At 62.8% G+C, this 24,631-nt stretch carries 22 protein-coding genes and 1 pseudogene; 6 read left to right on the top strand and 17 right to left on the bottom strand.

From position 1 onward, the window contains the following. Nucleotide 1 precedes the first annotated feature (1 nt). Complete coding sequence (locus tag HMPREF2842_RS01670; RefSeq protein ID WP_049347141.1) at nucleotides 2–520, top strand: pyrimidine dimer DNA glycosylase/endonuclease V; 519 nt, start codon at nucleotides 2–4, stop codon at nucleotides 518–520. A gap of 278 nt (nucleotides 521–798) precedes the next feature. Here HMPREF2842_RS01670 and HMPREF2842_RS09395 read toward each other — a convergent pair. The 6 genes and pseudogenes from HMPREF2842_RS09395 to HMPREF2842_RS01640 form a co-directional block, all read right to left on the bottom strand. After that, nucleotides 799–885: pseudogene (locus HMPREF2842_RS09395) on the bottom strand (luciferase); the annotation flags it as partial. A 38-nt stretch (nucleotides 886–923) separates the two neighbouring features. Beyond that, nucleotides 924–1,574: a cation diffusion facilitator family transporter gene (locus HMPREF2842_RS01660; protein WP_070614881.1), complete on the bottom strand. Its 651-nt coding sequence runs from the start codon at nucleotides 1,572–1,574 to the stop codon at nucleotides 924–926. Next, the gene (locus HMPREF2842_RS01655; protein ID WP_070642148.1) at nucleotides 1,571–1,930 is read right to left on the bottom strand and encodes a Cd(II)/Pb(II)-sensing metalloregulatory transcriptional regulator CmtR; all 360 of its coding nucleotides are present in this window, start codon (nucleotides 1,928–1,930) and stop codon (nucleotides 1,571–1,573) included. Before HMPREF2842_RS01655 ends, HMPREF2842_RS01660 begins: the two co-directional genes overlap by 4 nt. Nucleotides 1,931–2,125: 195 nt before the next feature. Then, on the bottom strand, nucleotides 2,126–3,229 hold the full coding sequence (locus tag HMPREF2842_RS01650; RefSeq protein ID WP_070642145.1) for an LLM class flavin-dependent oxidoreductase: 1,104 nt from the start codon (nucleotides 3,227–3,229) through the stop codon (nucleotides 2,126–2,128). 293 nt (nucleotides 3,230–3,522) lie between these two features. Then, the gene (locus HMPREF2842_RS01645; protein ID WP_070593792.1) at nucleotides 3,523–4,020 is read right to left on the bottom strand and encodes a GyrI-like domain-containing protein; all 498 of its coding nucleotides are present in this window, start codon (nucleotides 4,018–4,020) and stop codon (nucleotides 3,523–3,525) included. Further along, nucleotides 4,020–4,931, bottom strand: a complete 912-nt coding sequence (locus HMPREF2842_RS01640; RefSeq protein ID WP_070642142.1) for an oxygen-dependent tRNA uridine(34) hydroxylase TrhO — start codon at nucleotides 4,929–4,931, stop codon at nucleotides 4,020–4,022. The genes HMPREF2842_RS01645 and HMPREF2842_RS01640 overlap by 1 nt, the downstream gene beginning before the upstream one ends. A 176-nt stretch (nucleotides 4,932–5,107) precedes the next feature. Between HMPREF2842_RS01640 and HMPREF2842_RS01635 the strand changes: the two genes are divergently transcribed. Continuing rightward, a complete protein-coding gene (locus tag HMPREF2842_RS01635; protein WP_070642138.1) occupies nucleotides 5,108–7,894 on the top strand; it encodes a DEAD/DEAH box helicase in 2,787 nt (928 codons plus the stop codon). A gap of 112 nt (nucleotides 7,895–8,006) precedes the next feature. On the opposite strand, the gene HMPREF2842_RS01630 is transcribed toward HMPREF2842_RS01635, so the two are convergent. The 5 genes from HMPREF2842_RS01630 to HMPREF2842_RS01610 all read right to left on the bottom strand — a co-directional run bounded on the left by HMPREF2842_RS01630 (nucleotide 8,007) and on the right by HMPREF2842_RS01610 (nucleotide 12,975). Further along, entirely contained in the window at nucleotides 8,007–8,591 is a 585-nt protein-coding gene (locus tag HMPREF2842_RS01630) for an Rv3654c family TadE-like protein (protein ID WP_049357235.1), read from the bottom strand. 7 nt (nucleotides 8,592–8,598) lie between these two features. Then, nucleotides 8,599–9,042: a TadE family type IV pilus minor pilin gene (locus HMPREF2842_RS01625; protein ID WP_239665160.1), complete on the bottom strand. Its 444-nt coding sequence runs from the start codon at nucleotides 9,040–9,042 to the stop codon at nucleotides 8,599–8,601. 156 nt (nucleotides 9,043–9,198) lie between these two features. After that, nucleotides 9,199–9,888 carry a DUF4244 domain-containing protein gene (locus tag HMPREF2842_RS01620; RefSeq protein WP_049357238.1) on the bottom strand — a complete coding sequence of 230 codons (690 nt, stop codon included), beginning with the start codon at nucleotides 9,886–9,888 and terminating at the stop codon, nucleotides 9,199–9,201. Between the two features lie 129 nt (nucleotides 9,889–10,017). Then, the gene (locus HMPREF2842_RS01615) at nucleotides 10,018–11,280 is read right to left on the bottom strand and encodes a type II secretion system F family protein (protein WP_070642133.1); all 1,263 of its coding nucleotides are present in this window, start codon (nucleotides 11,278–11,280) and stop codon (nucleotides 10,018–10,020) included. 42 nt (nucleotides 11,281–11,322) lie between these two features. After that, on the bottom strand, nucleotides 11,323–12,975 hold the full coding sequence (locus tag HMPREF2842_RS01610; RefSeq protein WP_070642131.1) for a TadA family conjugal transfer-associated ATPase: 1,653 nt from the start codon (nucleotides 12,973–12,975) through the stop codon (nucleotides 11,323–11,325). A gap of 247 nt (nucleotides 12,976–13,222) precedes the next feature. Between HMPREF2842_RS01610 and HMPREF2842_RS01605 the strand changes: the two genes are divergently transcribed. Continuing rightward, nucleotides 13,223–15,229 (top strand): bifunctional 3'-5' exonuclease/DNA polymerase, encoded by a 2,007-nt coding sequence (locus HMPREF2842_RS01605; protein WP_070642126.1) that lies wholly within the window; start codon nucleotides 13,223–13,225, stop codon nucleotides 15,227–15,229. Nucleotides 15,230–15,343: 114 nt separating this feature from the next. Here the strand turns inward: HMPREF2842_RS01605 and HMPREF2842_RS01600 are convergent, their stop codons facing one another. Together HMPREF2842_RS01600 and nth are read right to left on the bottom strand one after the other, a co-directional pair. Continuing rightward, a complete protein-coding gene (locus tag HMPREF2842_RS01600; RefSeq protein ID WP_049347162.1) occupies nucleotides 15,344–16,108 on the bottom strand; it encodes an NUDIX hydrolase in 765 nt (254 codons plus the stop codon). A 46-nt stretch (nucleotides 16,109–16,154) separates the two neighbouring features. Then, nucleotides 16,155–17,066, bottom strand: coding sequence for an endonuclease III (nth, locus tag HMPREF2842_RS01595; protein WP_070642122.1), 912 nt, complete (start codon nucleotides 17,064–17,066; stop codon nucleotides 16,155–16,157). A 186-nt stretch (nucleotides 17,067–17,252) separates the two neighbouring features. On the opposite strand from nth, the gene aroQ reads away from it, so the two are divergent. Continuing rightward, nucleotides 17,253–17,693, top strand: a complete 441-nt coding sequence (gene aroQ, locus HMPREF2842_RS01590) for a type II 3-dehydroquinate dehydratase (protein ID WP_005504658.1) — start codon at nucleotides 17,253–17,255, stop codon at nucleotides 17,691–17,693. An 80-nt stretch (nucleotides 17,694–17,773) separates the two neighbouring features. Here aroQ and HMPREF2842_RS01585 read toward each other — a convergent pair whose 3' ends face one another. After that, nucleotides 17,774–18,952, bottom strand: a complete 1,179-nt coding sequence (locus tag HMPREF2842_RS01585; RefSeq protein ID WP_070642117.1) for a MarP family serine protease — start codon at nucleotides 18,950–18,952, stop codon at nucleotides 17,774–17,776. 486 nt (nucleotides 18,953–19,438) lie between these two features. On the opposite strand from HMPREF2842_RS01585, the gene HMPREF2842_RS01580 reads away from it, so the two are divergent. Continuing rightward, complete coding sequence (locus HMPREF2842_RS01580) at nucleotides 19,439–20,116, top strand: Crp/Fnr family transcriptional regulator (protein ID WP_012902921.1); 678 nt, start codon at nucleotides 19,439–19,441, stop codon at nucleotides 20,114–20,116. Between the two features lie 146 nt (nucleotides 20,117–20,262). Here HMPREF2842_RS01580 and HMPREF2842_RS01575 read toward each other — a convergent pair whose 3' ends face one another. From HMPREF2842_RS01575 to HMPREF2842_RS01565, 3 genes are all read right to left on the bottom strand, one after another. Next, nucleotides 20,263–21,438 (bottom strand): NUDIX hydrolase, encoded by a 1,176-nt coding sequence (locus HMPREF2842_RS01575; RefSeq protein WP_070642114.1) that lies wholly within the window; start codon nucleotides 21,436–21,438, stop codon nucleotides 20,263–20,265. After that, nucleotides 21,431–21,913 (bottom strand): RidA family protein, encoded by a 483-nt coding sequence (locus HMPREF2842_RS01570; RefSeq protein WP_005508253.1) that lies wholly within the window; start codon nucleotides 21,911–21,913, stop codon nucleotides 21,431–21,433. The genes HMPREF2842_RS01575 and HMPREF2842_RS01570 overlap by 8 nt, the downstream gene beginning before the upstream one ends. Before the next feature lie 185 nt (nucleotides 21,914–22,098). Next, nucleotides 22,099–22,302, bottom strand: coding sequence for a DUF4177 domain-containing protein (locus tag HMPREF2842_RS01565; RefSeq protein ID WP_005504647.1), 204 nt, complete (start codon nucleotides 22,300–22,302; stop codon nucleotides 22,099–22,101). Nucleotides 22,303–22,468: 166 nt separating this feature from the next. Between HMPREF2842_RS01565 and HMPREF2842_RS01560 the strand changes: the two genes are divergently transcribed. Continuing rightward, a complete protein-coding gene (locus tag HMPREF2842_RS01560; protein WP_070642109.1) occupies nucleotides 22,469–24,613 on the top strand; it encodes a transglycosylase domain-containing protein in 2,145 nt (714 codons plus the stop codon). The last annotated feature ends 18 nt before the right edge of the window (nucleotides 24,614–24,631 follow it).

Below are 24,631 nucleotides of genomic sequence, written 5' to 3'. Positions count from 1 at the left end.
CGTGCGCATTTGGTCCCTGCACCCCTCCCTGCTCGATCGCCGCGCCCTGGTCGCCTGCTGGCGTGAAACCCTGCTGGCGCAGAAGGTTCTGCGGGGTCTGACTCGCGGGTACACGAACCATCCGCAGCTGATTCGTTTTCGCGCGCATCCGCAGCCGTTGGAGGCGGTTGCCGCCTACCTGTCCGGGCTGGCGGATGAGGCGGATGCCCGCGGCTACTCTTTCAACCGTGCTCTGATTGATGCGGGCGAAGATAGTACAAGTGAACACGGCGCCGGTAATAACAGCGCAGACAAGGCGGAAAGCCCGTACGCTTCGGTTGCGCGTATTCCCGTTCCTCTCGGTCAGCTGGAGTACGAGCTCGCCTTCCTGCAGCACAAGGTGGCGGGGCGTGACCCCGAGTGGGAGCACCAGTTGAGCGAGCGCCTCGCGGCGCGCGGCAAGTTGGCGGCGTGCGCGCATCCGCTGTTTGAGGTGGTTCCGGGCACTATTGAGCCCTGGGAAAAGACGAAAGATTTCTAGACAGAGGGACTTCTAGGCAGAAGGATTTCTAAGAACGTGAGCATAGTGATGCCCCGGCGGTAACCCTTGCGGGTGCCTGCCGGGGCATTGCTGCATGTACGGCTCAAGCTGTATGGGAACAAACATCTCAGCGCATTACAGAGCGCTGGAAACAGCTTGACACGGGGTCTTTACCTCATGACCTTCACTCCAGGACCTTCACCTCAGGACCTTTACTTGGTGGTCAGCGAGGGCTTGATCTCCTTCACGATTGCCTCAAGCATCTTCAGGTTGAAGTCCATACCCAGCTGCAGTCGACCCGCCGCAATGAGATCGGCCATGGCGGCAAGTTCAGCCATGTAGAGCGGGTTTTCGTAGCGCATGTCTGGGTTGCAGCACTGGCTCTTCATCGCCGGGTGACGGGTCAGTCGTCCTCGTCTTCGAGATCCTCTAGCACTTCGAACGGCGACTCGACGTCGCCGCGCCAGGCCTCCAAGCCCTCGCGCACTGCGAGCACCGCCACGACCAGCGCCGCAACCGAGTCAGCCCACCACCAGCCGAACAGGCTGTCGAGGACGAGGCCGATGAACACTGCACCGGAGAGGTAGATACACAGGATGAGTTGCTTGGCGTCGGCCATCACGCTCTTGGAGCCCAGCTCCCGCCCGGTGCGGACCTCAATCCACGCCAGCAGAGGCATGACGACCAGGCTCAGCGCGGTGATGCCGAGACCCAGCGGGCTGCGGTCGGGGCCCTCCTGGCCGACCAGGGCCAGCACCGCGTCGATCGAGACGTAGGCCGCCAGCGCGAAGAACGCGATGCCGATGGCCTTGACGGTGACCGTTTCCCACCGCTCAGGGTCCTTGCGGGTGAACTGCCAGGTGATGGCCGCGGCCGAGAGTACCTCGACAACCGAGTCGAGCCCGAAGCCAATGAGCGCCGCGGACGAGGCGAGGACGCCTGCCCAGACTGCGACGATTGCCTCGATTACGTTGTACGTGATCGTGAAGCCAACGATGAAGCGGACGCGCCGGTGCAGCATCGCGCGGCGCGCGGCGGTCAGGGTCTCGCTCATGCTCCCGCCGCCGTTCCACAGCAGCCCGACACCGAGCATACCGGGTCGATGCACGGCGCTGCCTCGTCCACCGCGAGCGTGACGTCGATCAGGGACGTCAGCGCCGCGGCGAGGTGCGGGTCGGCGATCTCGTAGCGCGTCTGGCGGCCCTCGGGCTCGGCAACGACGATTCCGCAATCGCGCAGGCAGGTCAGGTGGTTGGACACGTTCGAGCGGGTCAGCTCCAGCTCGCGCGAGAGCACGGCTGGATAGCTCGGGCCGCCGAGGAGGGTCATCAGAATCCGGGAACGTGTCGGGTCGGCCATGGCGCGGCCGAGCCGGTTCATGACGTCGAGGTGTGAAGCAATAGTCAGCATACGATGACTATACAGTGATAACTGACCAATTGTCCACTTGTGCGGGCTGCCGCACGTGCTCCGCACCCTTGCCCTCAGGAGGCGGCAGAGTTCGCGCTCATCAGCGACCACCGCCCATCACGGAAGCGACGGCGGCACGCTGGCGCGAAACCCAGCTGGCACAGAAGGTGCTACGGGGTCTTCACCTCAGGGGCTTTACTTGGTGGTCAGCGCGGGCTTGACCTCCTTCACGATTGTCTCAAGCATCTTCAGGTTGAAGTCCACGCCCAGCTGGTTCGGGATAGTCAGCAGCACGGTGTCTGCCGCCTGAACTGCCTCATCACGAGCGAGCTCTTCGGCAATATCCGCCGGGTCGCCAATATAGCTGCGGCCAAAGCGAGAGAAGCTGTTGTCAATAATGCCGGTGTAATCCTGCGAGTCCTCCGAAGCGCGGCGACCGAAGTAGCGTGCCGAGGTTTCGTCGATAACGGGCAGCACCGAGCGGGACACCGAAACACGCGGAACACCCGAATTGCCCGCCTTCACCCACTCGGAGCGGAAGAGGCGAATCTGCTGCGCCTGCTGCTGATCGAACGGAATACCCTTATCTTCCAGCATCAGGGTTGAAGACATGAGGTTCAGGCCCTTCTGCGCGGTCCACACGGCGGTGCTATCGGTGCCTGCACCCCACCAGATGCGGTCGCGCAGACCCGGCGACTGGGGCTGAACCGGGGCGTACTTGCCCGCCACGCGAGCGCTGGGCGCCATGCCCCCACCCTCGATTGCCTTGAGGAAAATGTCGAGGTGGCGGCGCGCCATATCACTCTCGTTTTCCCCTTCTGCCGGGTAGTAGCCAAAGCTCTCAAAGCCGCGGATAACGGATTCGGGCGAGCCACGGGAGACGCCAAGCTGCAGTCGACCCGCCGCAATGAGGTCTGCCATGGCGGCAAGTTCAGCCATGTAGAGCGGGTTTTCGTAGCGCATGTCAATCACACCGGTGCCGAGCTCGATGCGTTCGGTCTTCGCCGCGATCGCGGAGAGTAGCGGGTAGGGGGTCGCCTGCTGCTGGTCGAAGTGGTGCACGCGGAAGAACGCGCCGTCCAGTCCAATGTCTTCGGCACCTACGGCAAGGTCGATTGCCTGGTGCAGAGATTCTGCAGCGTTCGGTACGCGGGATCCGGGAACCTCAGCCCAGTGGCCGAAGGAGAGGAAGCCGAGCTTCTTCTCGTCGCCGCGCATGGGTTCGAGGTGGCTGATGCGGATGGATTCGTCGAGCTGCGAGTCAAACTGCGGAGTGCCGGGGTTATTGGGGGTGCTCATGATTTTTTCCTTTGTGGGTTGCGCTCGGGCTTGTGTAGTGCCGGGCTGGTGGTTTAAATCTAAACCCAAATACTTTACATGTCAAGTATTTTGTTTCGGAGTATTACACACAGAGCACCGCTCCCCTTTCGCCGCACACCTCACCCGCCCGGCACACACATACCGCCACAAAATACTGGCAAAATATAGCCGAAAAAGGGCACAGAAAAGCCCGGCGGCACGAACACATCGCACCACCGGGCCCTTCTACTCAACAGCTAAAACTGCAACTAAAACGACAGAAACAAGCTGTCCTAGGAACGCTTTACCAGCGGAACCCACAGCTCCATACGGTAATCAGCCGCCTGCATATCGCCGCGACCGTACACCTCAAGGCCACCCACCGGGCGGTACTGCGGATTCTTCGCGAAGAACGCCTCCTCAAAGCTCGCAAAGCCAGCCGGAACGGACTCCGAAATCGGGCCGGTCACCTCAACCACCGCGTAGGTGCTCGCAGGCAACTCCAGCACGCCCAGACCAAGCTTCGCCGCGCTCGCCGGCTCCGACACAAGGAAGCCCGCCGTGTAGCGGACCTGCCCCTTCGGGTTCGGCTGAGTGCACACGCCCAGGTACTGGGTCACCTTCAGAACATCCAGCATCGCCGGGGACGCCTTCTGATTCAGCTCATCCCACAGCGAGGAGAAGTCGCCATCCAGGGGGAACACCTGCGAAACGCCGGCAACGACCATCGCCGGGTGCTCCTCAATGCGAGGTTCAGAAATCTGAACCGCGCCGCCCTTAGCGGCTGCCATTAGGCGTTCGCCTCAGCTGCTTCGCGGTCCACCGAGCACTCGGGCACGCAGTGGCGCTTCGCGTCATCAGCTGCGCACTCGGGGCAAAGCAGAACCAGCTCGCGGCAGGAATCGTTGGAGCAGTTCTCGAACTTGTTCGAGGGGGCGCCGCACTGTTCGCACTTGCCGATGGTGACGGTGTCCGGGGTGAACTCCATGTGCATGCGCTTGTCGAAGACGTAGAGCGAGCCTTCCCACAGTTCCTTATCGCCGTACTTCTCGCCGTAGCGCACGATACCGCCGTCAATCTGGTAGATCTCCTTGAAACCGCGGTTCTTCATGAGCGCGGAGAGAATCTCGCAGCGAATACCGCCGGTGCAGTAGGTGACGACCGGCTTGTCCTTAATGTGATCGTACTTGCCGGACTCAATCTCGCGGATGAAGTCGTGGGTGGTGCGCACGTCGGGAACGATAGCGTTCTTGAACTTGCCGATCTTCGCCTCGAACGCGTTACGGCCGTCGAAGAAGACCACTTCGTCGCCGCGCTCTTCAACAAGCTTGTTGACCTCTTCAGGCTTCAGGTGCACGCCGCCGCCAACGACGCCGTTCTCGTCCACCTGCAGCTCGTCGGGAGCGCCGAAAGCCACAATCTCGTCGCGTGCCTTCACGGACAGGCGGGGGAAGTCCTCCGCGCCACCCTCGGACCACTTGAACTCCATGTTCTTGAAGCCGGGGTACTTGCGGGTTTCCTTGGTGTACGCCTTGACCGCGTTGATTTCGCCGCCGAGGGTGCCGTTAATACCGTGCTTGGAAATGAGGATGCGCCCGCGCAGGCCGAGCTTCTCACAGAGGACACGCTGCCAGAGCATGACCGCCTGCGGGTCGGCGATGGGGGCGAACTGGTAATACAGAATAATCTTATTTTGAGCCACGAAACTATTTTATCGTCATATACGCCTAAAGCATGCAGATTTTTTGATATGTGCGCGCTGACTACGGGGTCGGCAGCACAAAAGCGGTGCCGAGGCGGGGTTCAGACAGGCACGGGGCACAGATTCAGGACGGCACATGACCGGCGGCAGGTCGGGTTTTCGCCCGCCGCTCTACAATGGAACCCATGCCGCACAGCACCTCCTCGCAGAACGCCAACCAACACCCCGAACAGCAACCCACGCACCAGCCTGTACACCAGCCCGAACAGCCGCAGGGGCAGTCTGCGGCGCGCCCAAAAACACTACGCTACCGCGAGCTGCCCACGAGCGCACAGCAGGTGCTGGCATCCCTGCTGCCGGAGGCGGAACGTACCGGAATCCTGCCCGAGCAGGTGACCCATATTCACACCATTGCCGCCAGGGAGGCGAGCTACGCGCCGTGGCCGCAGTGGTTGCATCCGCGTGTGGTGGAGGCTTTTGAATCGCTCGGTATTGCCGAGCCCTACGCCCATCAGGTGCAGGCGGCGAACGCCGCCCATGCGGGCCTTGATGCGGCACTGGCGGCGAGCGCGGCGCGCTACGGCTGGCAGGCGGGGCGCATCGAAGCTGAGCGTATCGAAGCATCGGCAGCAACGCGCACCGAAGACGCGAAGAGTGCAGGCAGCGGCGGGCACGTGATTGTGGCGACGGGTACCGCCTCGGGCAAGACCCTGAGCTACCTGATGCCCACTCTGGACGCTATTTATCGCGCATCGTGCGGCGAACCGGTGAGCTCAACTTCCGCGTATTCCGGGACTGAGAACCTCAATAATAGAGCGAACGTTCTCTACATTTCGCCGGCGAAGGCACTCTCCGCCGACCAACTCACCGCCCTCACCTCCTACAACCTACCCGGACTCCACGCGGCAAGCTACGACGGCGACACCCCCACCGGCGAACGCCGCTGGATCCGCGAACACGCCAACTTCATCCTCACCACCCCGGACATGCTCAACTACTCAATTCTGAGCAACCACCGGCAGTGGGCGTCCTTCCTGCGCGGGCTGCGCTACGTGGTGCTCGACGAAGCACACAGCTACCGCGGCGTTTTTGGTGCGCACATCGCCAACCTGCTACGCCGCCTGCGCCGTGTCTGCGCGCTCTACCGCACCGTGCCCGTGTTCTACGGTGCCTCCGCGACCAGTTCCAACCCGGTCGAGTCTTTCTCCAAGCTCATTGGCGTGCCGCAGCAGGCGGTTACCGCCATTACCGAGTCCACCTCCGCGCGCGGTGAAACCACCGTCGCGCTCTGGGAGCCAGAATTCATGCCGCCCAAGGCGCACGATCAACTCGCCAAGGGTGCCCGCAGCACCCAGCAGCAGGCGGTCCAATCGAAGGCAGAGCAGGAGGCGCCGCGCCGCGTCTCCCCCGTGGAGCAGGGCGCGCAAATGCTCACCGACCTGGTGCTTTCCCGCACCCGCTCCCTGGTTTTCGCCGGTTCGCGCCGCAGCGTAGAAATCCTCTCGCAGAAGACCCAACGCTACCTCGACGAGGTGGAGGCGGGCCTCGCCCACCGCGTCGCCGCATACCGCGCCGGGTACACCCCCGAAGAGCGCCGCGAACTCGAACGCAAACTCCGCAACGGCGAACTGCTCGGCCTGGCGAGCACCTCCGCACTGGAGCTGGGCATTGACATCTCCGGACTGGACGCCGTACTCGTGGCGGGCTGGCCGGGTACCCGCGCCTCCTTCATGCAGCGCGTGGGCCGGGCGGGTCGAAGCGGCCAGGACGCGCTCGCAGTGCTCATTGCCGACGACAACCCGCTCGACACCTACCTGGTGCACCACCCGGAGGCGATTTTCGGGCAGGAGGTTGAGGCGACCGTATTCGACCCGACCAACCCGTACGTACTCTCCCCGCAGCTGTGCGCCGCCGCGCAGGAGGCGCCCATCCGCGCCGAAGAGCTGAGCCTGTTCGGGCCGCACACCGCCGCGCTACTGGACCGGCTGGTGCAGCAGGGGTACCTGCGTCGCCGCCCGGACGGCTGGTACTGGACACACGCCGAATCCGCCGCCGACCTGGTCGACATTCGCGGCACCGGAGGCGGCCCCTACCAGCTCATCGACGCCGAAGACGGCACCCTCGTCGGCACGATGGACGCCGCGCACGCCATGAGTCAGGGGCACCCCGGCGCGATCTACATTCACCAGAGCGTGCAGTACGTGGTCGAGTCCCTCAGCGAGGGCGAGCGCGTGATTCTGCTCAGCCACGTCTACCCGGACTACTACACGCGCGCCGTTGAGAGCACGGAGGTGCGTATTCTCGCAGAGCGTGCGAGGGTCAGCTACGGTGCGCACAACATGGTTGGGGAGGCGGTTCCCGGCGAGCCTGTTCCCGCAATCTCCACCCCCGAAACCGACGCACAGCAGCTCGCCCCGCTCACCATGCACCGCGGGCAGGTTCAGGTCACCGACCAGGTCACCGGCTACCGGCGCTTCTCCGTCTACGGCGGCGAATACCTGGGCGAAGAGGCGCAACCCATGCCGCCGGAAGTGCTCATGACCGAGGCGGTCTGGTTCACCTTCGAGCCCAGCTACCTGTTCGGCGCGGGCGTGACCGAAGAGGACGGCCCCGGCACCCTGCACGCCGCCGAACACGCCGCCATCGGGCTGCTACCGCTCATCGCCACCAGCGACCGCTGGGACTTGGGCGGACTCTCCACGCTGCTTCACGTGGACACCGGCAGGCCCACCATTTTCGTCTACGACGCCGCACCCGGCGGCGCCGGCATTAGCGAGCGCGGCTTCAACGCGGTTGCGCAGTGGCTGAGCGCCACCCTCGAAGCGATTGAAAGCTGCGGATGCGAAAACGGTTGCCCCTCCTGCGTGCACTCGCCCAAGTGCGGCAACCGTAACGAGCCGCTCAGCAAGCACGGCGCGCGGGCGCTACTGCAGGCGATGCTGCAGAGTATGGCGGAGGCGTAGGTTATTACAGGGGCGTAGATTACTGCAGGAGGCACGGGGCGTACAGGAGGCGCGGGGCGTGCTGGGGGGGTAGAGCATACCGGAATGACAACTCCCGATGAACGTAAATAGCCTAGTCGGTTAGGTTTTCTGGCTCAGGCGGGTTTTCTGGCTCAACTGGATTCTCTGATTCTGCGGAGCTTTCTGGTGCGGGAGGCTCGGGCGCTGAGTCCTGCGCAGCTTCCAGCTCTTCCTCCAGCTCGGCTACCTCATCGGGGCTCAGCTCCTCCACGTTGCCCGCCGCGTGCTCTTCTTCGGGGCGCCCTTCTTCGAGATGCTCAGCCCCTGCGCGGGCACGCACCCTCGCCGGGCCCAGCGCACCCATGGGCCCCGCGACCGGGACGGCGACCGTCACCTCCACCGTTTCGGGGCGATCCGGAAAAGTGCAGGATTCCAGGTGCGCGCCGTGGCGTTCGGCAAGATCCGCCGCGACCGCGCACGGGTCCCCCTCGGTGAGCCCGCGGTAGGCGTCTGCCGCCGCGAGCGCACTCAAATCGGCGGCCGCGGAAGCCCTGCGGTTTGCGGACACCACCCCAATGAGCCCGGCAATCACCACGGTCACCACCAGTAGCGCGGCAATAATGGTGAGGGCAAGGACGGTGCCGCTACCCGCTTCGGGGTATTGATTCTCGGAGGCTGTTTTCGGGGTGGGACCCATAGCGGCTCTACTCACCTTCATGACCCGCACCGTTTTCAGCATCGTTTTCAGCGCCGGCTTCAACGCGGGCGTGGGCGTCCGCCCGCAGCACCCAGCCGGTTGCCGAACCAATCACACCGGGGGCGGGGCGGCTCACCCGCACGTGCACCTGCCGGGTGCGCCCCGCCTCCGTCGCGGCTACATCATCAGGAGAAACAGAAATCTGCACGCTCTGCGCAGGGTCGATGCGGCTGACGGCGGAGCGAATCTGCGCCTCGGAGTCTCCGCGGGCGGCGGCTCGTGCAGCCGTTCGCGCGGACTCCTCCACCTTCAGCTGCGCAACCCCCGTGGAGGCGGCACCCAGGCAGAGGGCGAGCACCACCGTCACGGCGGGTAGGGCGACCGCAAATTCGGCGGTGATCACACCCTCTTCTGCCGGGCTCTTGTGCGGGGTCGAGAGTGTCGGGTCCACACTGGTTTTCCCTGCGGAGCAAGTGCGCCGCAAAGCACCCAAATTCACATGAGCGTTCATTCTTTATTCCTCCCTTCTGGCTTGATTTTCCAAAGAACCTAGCATCTAGGGACAAAACCCTACGGCGGGTTTTCCAATACCTCTAGACTAAGGCCTCTAGAGCAGTCCCGTATTGCCCGCAATGGACAGGGCGTTACGCACAATATCCAGGAGCATGGAACGCACCTCATCTGACTTGAGAATCAGCACCAGCAGGCCCGCGAAACCGACCGCCGCGAGCATCACGATGCCGTACTCCGCGGTGGAGGCGCCTTCCTCCGGGTCCCCCGCCGGGGCGTACTCTTCGAGTACCTTATCGTCGCTCTCAGCTGGTACATATTCGGTGCAGCCGGGCGCGTGCTCACCCAGGCTGCGGCAGGTGGCGCCGCATTCGTCCAGGGTGCAGCCCTCGGCGAGCGCACGGGCAATGGTCAGCGCCTGCTCGGGGCTCAGGCTGTTCGTGTTCATATCAATCTCCATTTCGTTAGGGTCAATCCTGGGGCCGGCATGCTTCTGTTCAGCGCCGGCGGAAAGTTCAGCATCATTGAAAAACTCGGCATCGCTGAAGAGCCCAGTATCGGCGAAAAGCTCGGGGCATTCTTCGCGCAACTGCTTCATGGTGGTTGCGATGGCAACGGACAGCGGCACGGGGCCCAGAATGGTCTGCGCCTCTGCGCCGGGTGCGGCGGGCTGAATTTCGCTCGGAATGCCACCCGGAGCACCGGCCGGGGCGTTGACCGGAGTGCCGACCGGAACATCGGCAGTGTGCAGGTCGTGGCGGATTGCTTCGCAGAGGGTGTTCGTCATTGGTTTTCCTTTCGTTGTGCCCCGTTCATTCGGGGCGGGGTGGGTGCTCATCCGCGTTCGCTGCAGATGGGCGAGGGTCTAAACTTTTCGGCATTTCAGCTGGTCAACAGCGCTTATGCGCATGGTTCTTTAGCCGGTCAGCGTGGGTAGTAGCGAAATGATGATGGGCACAATACCCAAGCAGATAAAGGCGGGCAGCGAGCACAGCCCGAGGGGTACCACGAGCGCTACGGAGAGCTTTCCGGCGGCGCGTTCTGCCGCGCGGCGCTCGCTGAGGCGGTGCGCATCGGCAAGGGAGAGCAGCAGCGCAGTGCTGGGTGCGCCACCCGTGTAGGCGGGAGCGAGCGCATCCCGAAGCTCACCGAAGGTTCCCGCCGCGGAGCCCGACCAGGCGCTCCCCCAGCTACTGCCCATCTGTAGGCGCTGGCAGACCGTATACAGGGGTCGGCTGTTGAGCGCCTCAGCGAGGGTACCCAAGGCGGCGAGCGGTGCAAGCCCGGCTCTCAACTGCGCGGCGAGTAGTTCCAGTACGAGGGCGGTATCAACAGTCGGTGCATTCAAGGCCTGCTCGCCTCCTGTATGCCCAGCTCGTGTGCTCTCCACCTCCGCCCGATGCACGAGCGCGGCGGTCCAGCGGCGCCCGGCGAAGGCGAGCCCCAGCCCGAACAAACCGGTAAGCGCCCCGAGAATGGAGCCGGTCAACACGCCCACGGGGTCGCTTCCCATGAGCACACCCAGACCCAGGCCGAGCAACGGCAGCCAGGAGAGGATTCTGCCGGTGGCGCGCGGTGCGGCGAGGGCGCTCTGCCTACCCAGGAGCGCGTCAATGCGTTCTTCGGCGTGTTCGGCGGCGCGTTCCAGGCTCGTGGCGAGCGGCGCGCCGGCGCTCTCACTCATACGAAGGCTCAGCTGCAGGTCGTGCAGGCGCTCGCGACTGTGCGGGCGCATCCGGGCGCTGTTTTCGAGCAGTTGGGCGCAGGCGAGGTGCGCTGGGGCACCCCAGGAGGTGACCGTGGCGAGCGCCTGCGTGAAGCGGCGAATATCTTCGGCGCACCGCTTCTGCCCGTAGTCTTCGGAGAGCGGCGAGGAGCTTCGCGCTCGTCGGAGTCGGGTGCTTTTCCGGGCGGTTGTTTTCTTCGCGTGCGTTTTCCCCGCACCCTGCACCAGCTCGTTCTCCCCGAACTGCCCGGACTCCCCGAGTTGCCCGGAGCCCGGGTTGGCGTGCACCGCTTCCTGCAGAGGAATACCGGCGCGCAGGCTCAGCGCGAGGGTGCGCAACATGAGCGGCCACATGCGCATTTCCTCGGCACTGGCGGGCCCGGCGATACGCTCAACCCAGCACTCAGCCCAGCGTCCGCGAGGGCTTCCATTACTCTTCTCTTTCTGCTTCATTGCTTCCTCCTTTCACGTTTTCCGTTTCCCCCATTTCGGGGGCTAGTACCCAACATTGGATTCGACAGAAATACGCCTGACCTGCAGGTACTTTTCGCTCCCCTGCGTGGCGGGGTGCAGACTGTAGATACCCTCGATGCGGCGGCGACCGTCCCGGTGTTCCAGGTGGATAATGCGTTCAAAAGCCGTCGCCGTATGTAGAGCGACCGTTCTACTATCCAGTCCGGCGAGCGCACCCAGAGCACACAAACGCAGAGGCACCGCCTGCGCACTATTGGCATGCAGGGTCGTTCCAGCACCGCGGTGACCGGTATTCATGGCGGTCAGCAGGTGCACCACCTCCGCCCCGCGGCACTCCCCCACCACGAGCCGATCCGGGCCCATGCGCAGCGCCTGCACGATCAGCTCACCCAGCCCGATTTCGCCGGCACCCTCGGAGTTCGCGGCGCGGGTTTTGAGGGCGATTACCTGCTCATGCTGCGGCGCAAGTTCCGGGGTATCTTCGAGCAAAATGAGGCGCTCCTGCGGCGTACACAGACCCAGCAGAGCGTTGAGCAGCGTGGTTTTGCCAGTGCCGGTGCCGCCGCTAATGAGGAACCCGCGGCGTTCGGCAATCATGCGGCGCAGGTAGGCGGCGGTCGCCTCATCGCACAGCCCGGCGGCCTGCAGCTGCGCCAGGGTGGGGCGCTCGCGGGCGGGTAGGCGCACGGAGAGCCGGGTGCGTTCGCTCAGCGGCGGGATAATCGCGTGGATGCGCCTACCATGCTCGTCGCTAATGTCAGCCGCCGGATGCGCGGCGTCCAGCTGCCCGCCGTGCCTGCGGATGAGCCGCTCGGCGAGGTCACGCACGCGCCGCTCATTGCCGAGGCTCAGCGCTACGGGGCGGGTGGTTCCGTTGATGCCCGCCCAGATATCGCAGGGCGAGTTCACGTAAATATCGGTGATGGTTCCGGCGCGTTGCCCCTCGTCGAGGAGCAGGTCGAGGACGCCGAGGCCGTAAAGTTCCGCGGCGAGGTAGCGCAGCGCGGTCTGCCGGTTGACGGGCACGTATTCCACGCTGGGGTAGCTCCAGGAGGCGGGCGCGGGCGGCGCCGTTTTGGCACGGAATTTTCGGGGCTTCGTCACATTAGTTCCGTCTACGCCCGTTCCTTCTGCGTTCGCGTTCCCCCAGGCATTCCCCTGGCATCCGCCGTCGATGGCGTAGATTGCCTCGTCCACGGCATTTTCGAGAATCTCACGGAGGGGCTGGGAGTCCTGGAGTAATTCACCGCCCGCGGCACTCGCAACGTTTGCACTGCCCGCGGCAGCTACACCCTCTGCGGGCGGGCGCTCCTCTGTCTTCTCGAACCCGGCACTGACCCCGGTACCAAATCCGCTGCCAAATCCGGCACCGAACCCGCCACTAAAACCATTCAGGGCGATAGCGCTCATCTGCGGCGAGCGCAGGATTAGCTCGCGGGCGTGCAGGGCGACGGCGCGGGCGCGGTAGTCTTCGGGGATGAGCAGAGCGGGTAGCGCGCCCATGTGCTGTGCGCTCGGCGTACCTAGTGCTTTCGTTCCCGGCGCTTTCATGCCCGGCGCGTTCTTTCCCTGCGCCTGCGTGCTTGGGCTCTGCGTGTTTAGACTCTGCGCGGTGCGGGTCGGGTATCCATTGGGGTTACCAGTGTTGCTGGCGGGGTTGCTGGTGGGGTTCATGGCTCTAGGAGAGCATTGCGCTCGCCTCGATTTTTAAAAGAATGAGCGTTCTGTGGATAACCCCTCGTGCACCCCGAAATATCCACGATGCACGCACCTCAAACGAACAAAACGCACGCATCCGGCGCTTTTATGACAAACCCCGGCGCGTTCTGCCCTCTCGCACCCACAGTACTTTTCGCACGTATCCCGTGCCCGCTCATCCGCAAACCGCGCGCCTTCGCACCCGGTCACCGATAATGGAAGAATGTACGTTCTACTCAGTCCTGCCACCGGCGCGGGTATTACCGCCCAGACCGGCACCCCCGCGCACCCGGTCACCTCGGCTATTGCCGCGGGTGCTTCGCCGCGCGGTGCCCAGCCGGTGACGTCGTGGGGTGCTTTTCATTTTTCGGCGCCGACCGCTGAGCAGTTGCAGGACCCGACCTTTATTCCGCGGATTACGCGTGCGGACCGGGTGAGTGCGGCGAATCTTCCGGCGTATGTGCGTGAGGTGGAGCGTCAGGCGTCCGAGTCGGCGGAGGCGCGTTTTCCGCGCTGGATTTGGGCTGATACCCGCCACGTTGACCCGCTGCTTCTGCACCGCGGGGTGCGGGTGCATCTGTGCCATGATTTGCGTCTGGTGCAGCGAATTTTGGCGACTGCCGCTACGCATCCGAGCGATTTTGTGGAGTACAGCCCGGTGCTGGATCTTGCTGATCTGCGTGAGGCGGTGGAGCCTCAGGGGTATCTGCCGGTGGCGCGGCAGATTCAGGGTCAGGAGGAGCTGTTCGGCGCTGATTTTTTGAGTGCCCCCGCCACCTCTTCCGCCGCACCCGCCGATTCCTCTGCAGATTCCTCCCCCGATTTCCTGGAGGCGGCACCTCACGAGCCTTTTGCCCCGCAGTTGGCGGCAGGCCCGGTGACTCTGCTTCCGGAGCATCCGGTGGTGCGTGTGCTGATGCGTGAGTGGTTGGCGCAGGCGCGCGCTATTAGCGAGTCGAGGCACCCGGAGCGGTTGCGTCTTTTGGCGGCGGCTGAGTCTGCCGGTACGTTGGTGGCGGCTGAGATTGGTTATTACGGCATCCCGTTTAATGTGCAGGCGCATCATGAGCATCTGTGCGAGTTGTTGGGTCCGCGCCCGGTGCCGGGTGAGCGTCCGCAGAAGATGCAGGAGTTGGCGGAGCAGATTCAGCGCATGCTGTTTATGCCGTCGTTGAACCCTGATTCGCCGCAGGATCTTTTGCGTGCTCTGCAGTCTGCGGGGGTTTCGGTGAAGTCGACGCGTTCGTGGGAGTTGAAGAGTTGGGCGGATGCGATTCCGGCTCAGCGACAGAAGCGTTGGGCGCTGATTGACCCGATTCTGCGGTATAAGAAGCTGTACCGCATTTGGACTGCTAACGGCTGGACCTGGGCTGATACCTGGGTTTCTGAGGGCGCGTTCCGCCCGCATCTTGAGGTGGGTGGAGCCGCGACCGGGCGCTGGGGCGCATCCGGCGGTGGTGCGCTGCAGCTTCCTGCGGAGATTCGTCAGGCGGTTCAGGCGCCGGAGGGTCAGGTGCTGACGGTGACGGACGGCTCGCAGATTGAGCCGCGCATCTTGGCGGCGTTGAGCCGTGATGAGGCGCTCGCTTCGGCGGGTCGTGGCGCTGACCTGTATGCGGGTATCGCCGAGTTGGCGCGCCTGAAGGGTGTGGGTTTGACGGAGCGTTCCCACGCGAAGGTGGGCATGCTGGCGATTATGTACGGCGGCCGCAGCGGTGAGATTGGTGCGCTGTTGCCGCATGTGGCGGCGCTTTTTCCGCAGGCGATGGAGTTTACGGAGCGTGCAGCTCGTATTGGTGAGGCGGGCGGTCAGGTGACGACTTTTTTGGGTCGTACGTCCCCGCCGGTGGATGAGCGTTTCCGTGAGATTGTGGCTGATCGGTCGTCGCCGGCGGCGGAGTCGCGTGCCGTGTCGACTGCGCGTGCGCACGGCCGTATGACCCGCAATTTTATTGTTCAGGGTACGGCGGCGGAGTGGGCTCTGTGCTGGATGGGCGCGGTGCGTTCTCGTCTGCTGTCTGAGCGGATTTTTGGTATGCCGATGCGCACCCGCATTGTGTATTTTTTGCACGATGAGCTTCTGCTGTGCGGTCCTGAGCTGGAGGCGGACCGTGTGGAGCGTATTGTGCGTGAGGGCGCTGCGGAGGCGGCACGTCTGCTGTTCGGTCGGGTGCCGGTTGATTTTCCGGTGTCGGTGGCGCGGGTGCACAACTACGCTGACGGTAAATAATCTGCGGGCGGATTAAGACAAAAATAGGGGCGGCGGGTAGCTTCGTTCAAGCTACCTGCCGCCCCCCTATCTATACCCCATATCTGCTAGTCAGACGCTTATTCCGCGAGAGTTTTATTCTTCGTAGCCGGGTGCCGGGCGCATCTTATTTTTATCCCAGGGCACGGTCCAGCCGAGCGAGTCAAAGATTCGGTCAAGCAGGATTGCGGTGAATCCCCAGACAGTAAATTCTTCGCCGCCGGGCATGCGCACCTCGAAGGCGGGGGTGCGGTGTGAGGTGCGGCCGCGTTTGACGTAGGCGGTGTGCCGGTTGGCGGGGTTGAGCAGGTCGCGCACGGGCACGCGGGCGATGAGCGCGGATTCGTTGTGGTCGACGACCTCGACGGGCACGGGGCTGTTCCACCAGGCAAGCACGGGGGTAACCATGAAGTTGCTGATGGGCAGCGGCAGGGTGCGCAGCTGGCCGAGGATCTGCACGCCGACGGGGTCGAGCCCGGTTTCTTCGACCGCCTCACGCAGGGCGGCGATGTGGGCGACGGGTTCGCCGGTGGTTTCGGCGAGTGCGTAGTCTTCGGGGTCGATTTTGCCGCCGGGGAAGGCGGGCTGACCGGCGTGTGAGCGCAGGGTTGCGGCACGCACGAGCAGGAGTACGTCCAGGTCGGCGCTGACGTTTTCGGGGCAGCCTTCAAAGTCGCCGGTGGAGGGCGAGTCGTCGAGCACGCCGAAGAGAATTAGCACGGCGGCTTCTTTACTCAGGGGGCTGGCGGGTGCGCTGCGCAGTAGGGCTTGGACGTCGAATTCCACGCCGCCTTCTGCGAGAGCCGTCAACGTCTGCTGGGCGGGGTGCTGCGCCTCCTGCTGGGGCGAGTTTTCGCTCATCTGTGTACCTCTTTTCTGCGCGGGCTGCTTTCCGGTTCAGTCGCCGTTAGGCGCTGAGCGGGTAGCCTTCTGCCATGAGTTCGCGGCGGGTTGCCCCCTGCAGGAATCGCAGGTGCAAGTCTTCTCGGCCGGGTGCCATTTCGTATTTCATGAGTTTACGTGCTGCTTGTTCGTTCGTCTCCCCGGCGCCATAGGACGGGCAGAGGTCGGCGACGGGGCATACACCGCAGGCGGGCTTTTTGGCGTGGCAGAGGCGGCGGCCGTGGTAGACCATGCGGTGTGAGAAGAGCGTCCAGTCTTTGCGTTCGATGAGTTCGGCAACGTCTTTTTCGACCGTCTCGGGGGCGTCTGCAGTGGTGAATCCCATGCGGCGGGCGAGGCGTCCGAAGTGGGTGTCTACGGTCAGTCCGGGCACGTCGAAGGCGTTTCCGAGGACCACGTTCGCGGTTTTGCGGCCGACTCCGGCGAGTTCTACGAGCTCTTCGAGGGTTGAGGGGACCTGCCCGTTGTGGCGTTCGACGAGCTGCTGGGAGAGGGTGACGATGGAGCGTGCCTTGGCGCGGTAGAAGCCGAGGGACTGAATGTAGGGTTCGACCTCTTCGGTGCGTGCGGAGGCGAGCGCGGCGGCGTCCGGGTAGCGTGCGAAGAGTGCACCGGTGACGGAGTTGACGCGCACGTCGGTGGTTTGTGCCGAGAGCACGGTGGCGATGAGTAGCTCGAAGGGGTTGTCAAAGTCGAGTTCTGCGACGGCGTAGGGGTAGGTTTCGCCGAGGATGCGGTTAATTTTGCGGGCGCGGCGCACGGTGGCGAGGTGGCTTTCGGGTGCGCGGGCGTTGAGGCGGCGTGCGGCGGCTGCGGCTTTGAATTCGGGAACGAATCGGATCTGTAGGAGCGATTCGGCGTTCTCTGCCGCGGTGTTCTGTGCGCCCGCTGCGGGCTGGGTGGCGTTCTCGGTCATAGCGCGAGGGTACCGGGCTTAGGTGTGTGGGCGGTAGCGAGGTTCACCGTACTTGGCGCGCGTCGCCCCCCGTATGCGGGGATGCGCATCCGCCACGCGCCTGCGCTCTCCCCTCCTCCGCATCATTTTCTGGGCAGTTCGCGTCGGCTAGCGCTCAGCGGGCGCTCGCTGTGCCACACTGGTTTTATGTCAGATACGATTTTTGTGCTTAATGGACCGAATTTGAACCTGCTTGGGCAGCGCCGCCCCGAGGTGTACGGCTACACCACTCTGCACGATATTGAGCGTATGGTGCGTGAGCGCGCGGCGGATCATGGTTTTGATGTTGAGTTTATGCAGTCGAATCATGAGGGCGCGCTGGTGGATGAGATTCAGCGTGCTCGTACTCGTGGCGCGGCGATTATTATCAACCCGGCGGCGTACACGCACACGTCGGTGGCGCTGCATGATGCACTGGAGGCGGCTGAGCTTCCGGTGGTTGAGGTGCATCTGTCGAATGTGCATCGTCGTGAGCAGTTCCGTCATCATTCGTTTGTGTCGCCGCAGGCTACCGCGGTGATTGCCGGTGCGGGTGCGTACGGCTATGTCATGGCGGTTGATTTCCTGGCGCAGCATCTGGCGGAATAACAGCGCGCCGCCTCCTTTCGTTAAATAGTTCAGGCTCCCGTTCCTCGCTAGAGGTTCGGGAGCCTGAATGTTTTTGTTAGCTACTTGCGGCAGGTGCCGGTGGAGACTGCGGCGGTGTTGTCGCCACCTTCAGCCAGTGCCTGCTTGAGGGTGCTTGCGGTGATGGCGTAGCCGGTCTGGCCGGTGGTTGCCTTACCGAAGATCACGCCGACCACGTTGCCGTTTTCGTCGAGGACGGGGCCGCCGGAGTTGCCGTGCTGCACGTCGGCTGCCAGTTGGTAGACCTGGCGCATGGCGTTGGCGCGGCCGGTGTCGGCATCGATGGTTTGGGTGTTGCCGATGCCCTGCACGGTGGCGGGCAGTGCCTTGAACGGGCCGCCCTTGGGGTAGCCCATGAAGGTTACAAGGCTACCTGCGGTGGCGTTGGTGCCGATGGTCAGCGGTTCGAGCGGCAGCTTGGGCACGCTGATGAAGGCGAGGTCCTGTTCGGTATCCATGTAGACGACGGTGCCGGGCCAGGTGCGGCCGCGGGAGTCCTGCACGACCGGGGAGGTCACGCCGGCGACCACGTGGGCGTTGGTGACGACCAGGCCGTTGTCCGCCACGAAGCCGGAGCCGGTGGAGGTGTAGCCGCACTGCTCTGCGGCACCCAGAATCTCAACGACGGAGGCAGCCGCCCGGTCCAGTGCCGCGGATTCTACGGTCTGGGTGGGGGCGCTGGTTTCGGGGGCGATGAGCTGGCTGACTTCCGGAATGGTTCCGAAGGCGAGCACGTCATTGCGTACCGTGTTGATGCGGTCCTTGACGACCTCGGGGGTGGAGGCGACCATCCAGGAGAGGGTCTTGGAGTCGCTGAGCGCAGTGTTGAGCTGCGGGATGGGTACGGTGCGCATGGAGATGGTCAGCACGACCATGACCAGGGCGCAGGCGGCGAGGTTCAGCACGCCGCCGAAGAAGCGTTCTACGCCCTTGAGCGGGGTGATGTCGGTGACGCGGCGGATGGTGCGTCCGGCAACGAGGCCGAGCCACTGTCCGATGGTCAGGCAGATGATGAGCACGCCGACGGCGGTAATGAGGCTCCACTGGGATCCCACGGATGCCACGGCGAGGGGCACGAGCCAGGCTGCGGCGCAGACGCCCAGACCCAGGCCGAGGAAGGTTCCGAGGGTGGTGAAGAATCCGCTGCGGACTCCGGCGAGGAAGTAGAGCAGCAGAATGATGGGGATAGCAATATCAAGCAGGTTGATGCCAGTCGTCACGACTAATTGCCTCCTTGGTGGGTAGAAATGGTCACGGTGTGCCCATGTGGTTGGTGCGGGCTGTGCCCGGTGAGTGTGGCGGCGCATTAACACCCAGTGGTGGGTGCGGCGGGCTTGTGTTCCCGGGGTTTTGGGCTCGGGTTTCTGCCTCGTCGCATCGTACCGTGTGTGGAGGCGGTGCGCCTCCTGGTCATGAGGGTGTCTGCGTGCTTGGTACCGAAAAAAGTACACACCTGAATGCCTGATATTAGGTGCTGAACCTGTGGGTAAGCTTTGAATTTTCTCGGAAGAAATAACTTTTGCTGTAAAGCTCGCCCTATCGGAATGCACAAACAGCTTTTTTAGGGTACGCTCATATCAGTTGAATATGTCACACTAGCTTGAGCCTTCTCACATTTCAGATGTTGAGACGCATGACACCGGTTCGGGCTCACTCACTGAACATTTACGAGTTTCGGCTCATCACCTCATATCTAGGAGAACTTTATGGATCTCGAGATCCTCCGTCGTACCCCTCTCTTTGCTAACCTCGACGACGCAGCTTTCGCTCTGCTGACCGATGACATTCAGGAGATTGACCTCTCCCGCAACGCTGTCCTTTTCTACGAGGGTGACCAGGACGACCAGCTCTTCGCTGTACTCTCCGGTAAGGTCAAGCTGGGTCGCACCGCCGCCGACGGCCGCGAGAACATGGTCGCAATCATGGGTCCCGGTGATGTCTTCGGCGAGATGGCTCTCTTCGATCCTTCGCCCCGTTCGACCAACGCTGTGGCTGTCTCTGAGACTCGTCTGGCTGCCATCAAGCACGAGTCCTTCAAGCGTGCGCAGCAGCTCGATCCCACTATCTCCGATCAGGTCATTAAGACTCTGGCTCGCCGCCTGCGCCACGCTAACGAGGCACTGGCTGACCTGGTCTTCTCCGACGTTCCCGGCCGCCTCGCTAAGGCGCTGCTGGACCTGGCTGACCGCTTCGGCCGCCCCGCAACCGACGGCGTGCTCGTTGCTCACGAGCTGACTCAGGAAGAGCTGGCACAGCTGGTCGGCGCATCCCGCGAGACCGTGAACAAGGCTCTTGCCGAGTTCGTTTCTCGCGGCTGGATTCGCCTGGAGGCACGCGCGGTGGTCATTCTGGACCTGCCCCGCCTGCGCCAGCGTTCCCGCTAAGGTTTCTTGGAGCCGGGGCTTTCTAGGACGCCCTCGCTAAAAGACGCACAGCTTAAATAGATCAGGAGCCGTTTCCCTCTGCATGGGGAAACGGCTCCTGATTTCTTTAACGCCTCATCGTACGAGCGAGCGGATGCGATACCCTCTTAGAGCACGCCCGTTGCGCCGGTGTAGATGGAACCGGTGGTAGCCGGAACCACCTCGGTGAAGGAGAGCATGCACGCGCCGTTGTGGGTGACGAGCACAGGCTTCCTCACCTCAATATTGCGGCGCTTAGACAGCCAGGCCACGGAAGTCTGAGCCTTCGCCAGGGATTCGAGCAGGCACATCACGCCGGGGGTGATGAGCTGGTCGAGGGTACGGCCCACCGTATTGGACTGACCGATGCGGTCACCGAGTTCGCTGGTGTCCTTAGCTTCGAGCAGTTCACGCACGTTCAGCCAGTCGCCCCACACACCCTTACCGAGCAGCAGCTTCGGGTCCTGGCCTACGGGTAGCGCCGTGGTGAAGTAGGCAATGTCGTAACGCTTGAGGAAGAAGTCCGGGGACTGCCAACGCGCTACGGGGCGCAGCAGGTCGGCGCGCACGCTCAGACCGCTGGAGGTCAAGAAGTTAGAGAAGCTCTTGTCCTGCTCGGCAACCGCTTCACGCCACGCCATGAGCTCAGGGGTGCTGGAGCGCTCCACGACGTCCTGTTCGTCCTCACCAGCGAGCAGAATGCCGGTCTCTTCAAAGGATTCACGCACGGCAGCCATGACGCTGCGGCGTGCTTGAGCAATATCGGAGAAGTGGAACTGCTCTTCCCAGTATTCGGCACCGGGGCCAATCCAGGATGCAGACTCATCATCACCGGGAAGAGCCGTGCCGCCGGGGAATGCGACCACGCCCAGCGGAGAGATGCCGGGGCGGTAGGTCAGAATCGTTTCGAGGCCGTTGTCACCATCGCGCACAAAAATGACGGATGCCGCCTGGCGCATCGTACAGCCGGTCGCACCTTCGTTACCGCCTTCACGCCAACTTTCGGCTGCGGTGCGCATGAACTCGGGAATCGTGTAGAGACGCTGGATGCAGGAGGTTCGCGGGTTAGCCGCAGACTGGCGGCCGGTAAACATGCGGGGGCGTTCCACGCCTTCAGCCGGGGTGGGGGTGCCGAAGCGGCGTTCCTGCACCGGCAGGGGCAGAGTCTTGATATCCTGTGATTCGCCGGATCCGTGACCGTCTATACCGTTCACCGTCTTTTGGGCGCCACTTTGTGCTGCCCGCTGAGCCTGGGCAGCACGAATAGCAGACAGCGGCAGCGCGCCGGTGTACAGATTAGACATATTCAACAATGATCTCGACCTCTACGGGCGAGTCCAGGGGAAGAACGGGAACGCCGACGGCGGAGCGGGCGTGCTGGCCTGCCTCACCGAAGATTTCGCCGAGCAGTTCGGATGCGCCGTTAATGACGGCGGGCTGAGCGGTGAAGTTCACCTCGGATGCCACGAAGCCGACAACCTTCACGACGCGCTGCACGCGGTCCAGGTCGCCAATGACGGACTTGACCGCTGCCAGGGCGTTGAGCAGGCTGATACCCGCGTACTTCTTCGCATTCTCGGGGGTCACGAAGCCTTCAGCACCGGAGTCGGACACCTTACCGGTTTCGGGCAGGGCGCCCTCAACGAAGGGCAGCTGACCGGAGGTGTACACGTAGGAGCCGGAAGTAACAGCCGGAACGTAGGCTGCGACGGGGGCGGGTGCTACGGGCAGTTCGTAACCGAGTTCGCGGATACGTGCTTCAATACGGGATTCAGTCATGATTACTCCAGAAGGATGGCGGGTGCTGGCACCCAAACGGTGATAGGGGAAATGCCGTAAATCTAAACGCTACTGATATTCAGGCAGCTGTTAAACGGCTAACCGGCGGCCTTCCTCATCTATTCCCGCGCTCCCCTAGTTAAAGGAGAGCCGGGATAGCGAGGTGACCGCCGGGTACGCTGCTCTTAGTCAGCCTTCTCGCGCTTAAAGTAGGCGATGGGGTTGCCCTGAGTCGGAGCGACCATGTTCGATGCGGGGGTTGCACCGGCAGGTGCGGAGGCACCGGGCAGCACGGTGACGAGCTCCCAGCCATCTTCACCCCAGTTATCGAGGATTGCCTTGGTCGTGTGGATCATCAGCGGTACAGTTGCGTATTCCCATTTCTTCATACCCTCTAGCCTAGCTTTCAGGGTCGAATAAGTAAAAGGGATTTACTATGGTTTCGGTCAATGTCCGGGGCTTTTTGGGGCTTTATTCTCAGGGCTGAGGCGCCCACCTCCCTGTGGGGTGGCGAGACGGGCTTTCTCTCACAGCTTCATGGGATAAACTGAATGAATGGCTTCATCTAAGAAAACCCGTGCGCGTCGCCGCCCGGGAGATTTTTTGCAGTTCCTCGCGTTCAGCGTGATTGCCGGTTTCCTCGCGGCAATTATTGTCGTACCCCCTGCCGTGAGCTTGGGTATGGTCACGAACGCGTCGATGTCATGGTTCCAGGACCTTCCTGACGACATTGCCGATGGCATTTCCTCCCGTCCTTCTACTATTTACGCTGCTGACGGCAAGACCGAAATCGCGACCTTCTTCGAAGAGAACCGTGAACCGGTCAAGCTGGATCAGATTTCTCAGCACATGAAGAACGCTATCGTCTCGGTGGAGGACCGTGACTTCTACAATCACGGTGCTGTCTCCGCTATCGGTATTGGTCGTGCGTTCCTGAACAACATCATTAACTCCAACAGCGGTCGCCGCCAGGGTGCTTCCACCCTGACCCAGCAGTACGTCAACAACCTCATTGTTGACTCCGCTGTGGCTCGCGGTGAGGACGCTACCGCGACCCTGAACGGTAACAAGACCTACGCCGCAAAGATTCGCGAGATGAAGCTTGCGATTTCTATGGAGCAGAACAAGTCCAAGGACGAAATCCTTGAAGGCTACCTGAACATCGTGAACCTTGGTGGTTCGAACTACGGTGTTGAGGCTGCTGCACAGTACTACTGGGGTATTTCCGCTAAGGACCTGAACGTGGCGCAGTCTGCGCTTCTTGCCGGTCTGGTGCAGGCACCGAACGTGTACGATCCGACCGTGAACCCCGAGCTCGCCCGTGAACGCCGCGACATCGTTCTGGGCACTATGCTCCGCGACGGCAAGATTACCGATAAGGAATACAGCGACGCTATCGCCAGCGACATTAAGCTCAACGTCCACCCCAAGTCCCAGGGTTGCTCCCTGGCAGGTGATAAGGCGTTCTTCTGCCGCTACGTGGTCAACTACCTGCTGCAGGATGAATCCCTCGGCGCAACCGCTGAGCTACGTAACACCGCCATCAAGCGTGGCGGCCTGAAGGTGATCACCACCCTGAACCCCGAGGCTCAGACCGCGGCAAAGCAGGCTGTGGACTCCACCCAGCCGGCTGCAACCAACTGGAACGACGTGAACTCCGCTCTGACCAGTGTTGAGCCCGGCACCGGTCGCGTCATCGCAATGGCACAGAACACCGAGCTCGGTAGCCCCGCAGACGCAAACGACCACTCCAAGACCGAGTACAACTACAACGTTGATGTAGCGTACGGTGGTACCCCTGGCTTCCAGCCCGGTTCGACGTTCAAGCCGATTATTCTGGCTCAGTGGCTCATCAGTGGCCGCGGCGCTAACGCTACCGTGAACGGTACCCAGCTGTTCTGGCCCACCAGCTTCGGTTGGAACGCCAAGTGCTACGAGGGCGGTAAGTACTACTACACCGGTCAGCCGAACGGCTGGTCCTACAAGAACGCGTTCAACGGTGGCCTAGGCTACAACACCGCGGCGTATGGTATTCGCCAGTCGTTGAACTCGTACCTGTACGGCATGCTCTCCCAGATTGACCTGTGCGATGTGCACGACCTGTCCATCAAGATGCACGCCCTGGATGGTACCGGCGAACCGCTGCACAGCATCCCCGACCTGGGTACCAACATTGGTGGTACCAAGTACGGTATCTCTCCGCTGACCAGCGCATCCATGTACGCTATCTTCGCTTCTGAGGGTAAGTACTGCACCCCGCGCCCCATCGAGAAGATCACCAAGACCAACGGTGAAACCATGAAGGAATACCAGAACCAGTGTGAGCAGGTTCTGGATCCGGACATCGCGAACGGTGTCAGCTGGGTTCTGAAGGGTGTTATCCAGCCTGGCGGTTCCGCTTCTCAGCGCGGTATTGGTCTGCCGAACGGTTCGGCTGCGAAGACCGGTACGAACGATAACTCCTCCCAGACCTGGCAGGTTGGCTACACTCGTGGCCTGTCCACCGCGTCTTGGGTTGGTTCTAACAACCTCGGCTTCCGTTCCCTGAACGGTGTGGGCATTAACGGTCGTGTTCTGAACTATGTGGATGGTGCGACCTACGCCGGTGCTCAGTGGCAGTCGTTCATGAAGACGATCGCACCGAAGTACAACACGAAGGACTTCACCACCCCCAGCGATAAGATTCTGTCGTACAGCTAGAATCACAGCTCATCAGCT

The sequence above is a fragment of the Rothia sp. HMSC069C10 genome (assembly GCF_001812205.1).
GTDB lineage: Bacteria > Actinomycetota > Actinomycetes > Actinomycetales > Micrococcaceae > Rothia > Rothia mucilaginosa.
Note: the sequence above shows the minus strand (reverse complement) of the source record. Positions and strands in the feature narration are given on the sequence as shown.

What these genes read in the sequence shown, in the direction of transcription:
- HMPREF2842_RS01660 (WP_070614881.1), bottom strand. Translation starts at nt 1,574, where the DNA reads ATGAGCGAGACCCTGACCGCCGCGCGCCGCGCGATGCTGCACCGGCGC.
- HMPREF2842_RS01655 (WP_070642148.1), bottom strand. Translation starts at nt 1,930, where the DNA reads ATGCTGACTATTGCTTCACACCTCGACGTCATGAACCGGCTCGGCCGC.
- HMPREF2842_RS01650 (WP_070642145.1), bottom strand. Translation starts at nt 3,229, where the DNA reads ATGAGCACCCCCAATAACCCCGGCACTCCGCAGTTTGACTCGCAGCTC.
- HMPREF2842_RS01645 (WP_070593792.1), bottom strand. Translation starts at nt 4,020, where the DNA reads ATGGCAGCCGCTAAGGGCGGCGCGGTTCAGATTTCTGAACCTCGCATT.
- HMPREF2842_RS01635 (WP_070642138.1), top strand. Translation starts at nt 5,108, where the DNA reads ATGGAACCCATGCCGCACAGCACCTCCTCGCAGAACGCCAACCAACAC.
- HMPREF2842_RS01630 (WP_049357235.1), bottom strand. Translation starts at nt 8,591, where the DNA reads ATGGGTCCCACCCCGAAAACAGCCTCCGAGAATCAATACCCCGAAGCG.
- HMPREF2842_RS01620 (WP_049357238.1), bottom strand. Translation starts at nt 9,888, where the DNA reads ATGACGAACACCCTCTGCGAAGCAATCCGCCACGACCTGCACACTGCC.
- HMPREF2842_RS01615 (WP_070642133.1), bottom strand. Translation starts at nt 11,280, where the DNA reads ATGAAGCAGAAAGAGAAGAGTAATGGAAGCCCTCGCGGACGCTGGGCT.
- HMPREF2842_RS01610 (WP_070642131.1), bottom strand. Translation starts at nt 12,975, where the DNA reads ATGAACCCCACCAGCAACCCCGCCAGCAACACTGGTAACCCCAATGGA.
- HMPREF2842_RS01605 (WP_070642126.1), top strand. Translation starts at nt 13,223, where the DNA reads ATGTACGTTCTACTCAGTCCTGCCACCGGCGCGGGTATTACCGCCCAG.
- HMPREF2842_RS01600 (WP_049347162.1), bottom strand. Translation starts at nt 16,108, where the DNA reads ATGAGCGAAAACTCGCCCCAGCAGGAGGCGCAGCACCCCGCCCAGCAG.
- nth (WP_070642122.1), bottom strand. Translation starts at nt 17,066, where the DNA reads ATGACCGAGAACGCCACCCAGCCCGCAGCGGGCGCACAGAACACCGCG.
- aroQ (WP_005504658.1), top strand. Translation starts at nt 17,253, where the DNA reads ATGTCAGATACGATTTTTGTGCTTAATGGACCGAATTTGAACCTGCTT.
- HMPREF2842_RS01580 (WP_012902921.1), top strand. Translation starts at nt 19,439, where the DNA reads ATGGATCTCGAGATCCTCCGTCGTACCCCTCTCTTTGCTAACCTCGAC.
- HMPREF2842_RS01575 (WP_070642114.1), bottom strand. Translation starts at nt 21,438, where the DNA reads ATGTCTAATCTGTACACCGGCGCGCTGCCGCTGTCTGCTATTCGTGCT.
- HMPREF2842_RS01570 (WP_005508253.1), bottom strand. Translation starts at nt 21,913, where the DNA reads ATGACTGAATCCCGTATTGAAGCACGTATCCGCGAACTCGGTTACGAA.
- HMPREF2842_RS01565 (WP_005504647.1), bottom strand. Translation starts at nt 22,302, where the DNA reads ATGAAGAAATGGGAATACGCAACTGTACCGCTGATGATCCACACGACC.
- HMPREF2842_RS01560 (WP_070642109.1), top strand. Translation starts at nt 22,469, where the DNA reads ATGGCTTCATCTAAGAAAACCCGTGCGCGTCGCCGCCCGGGAGATTTT.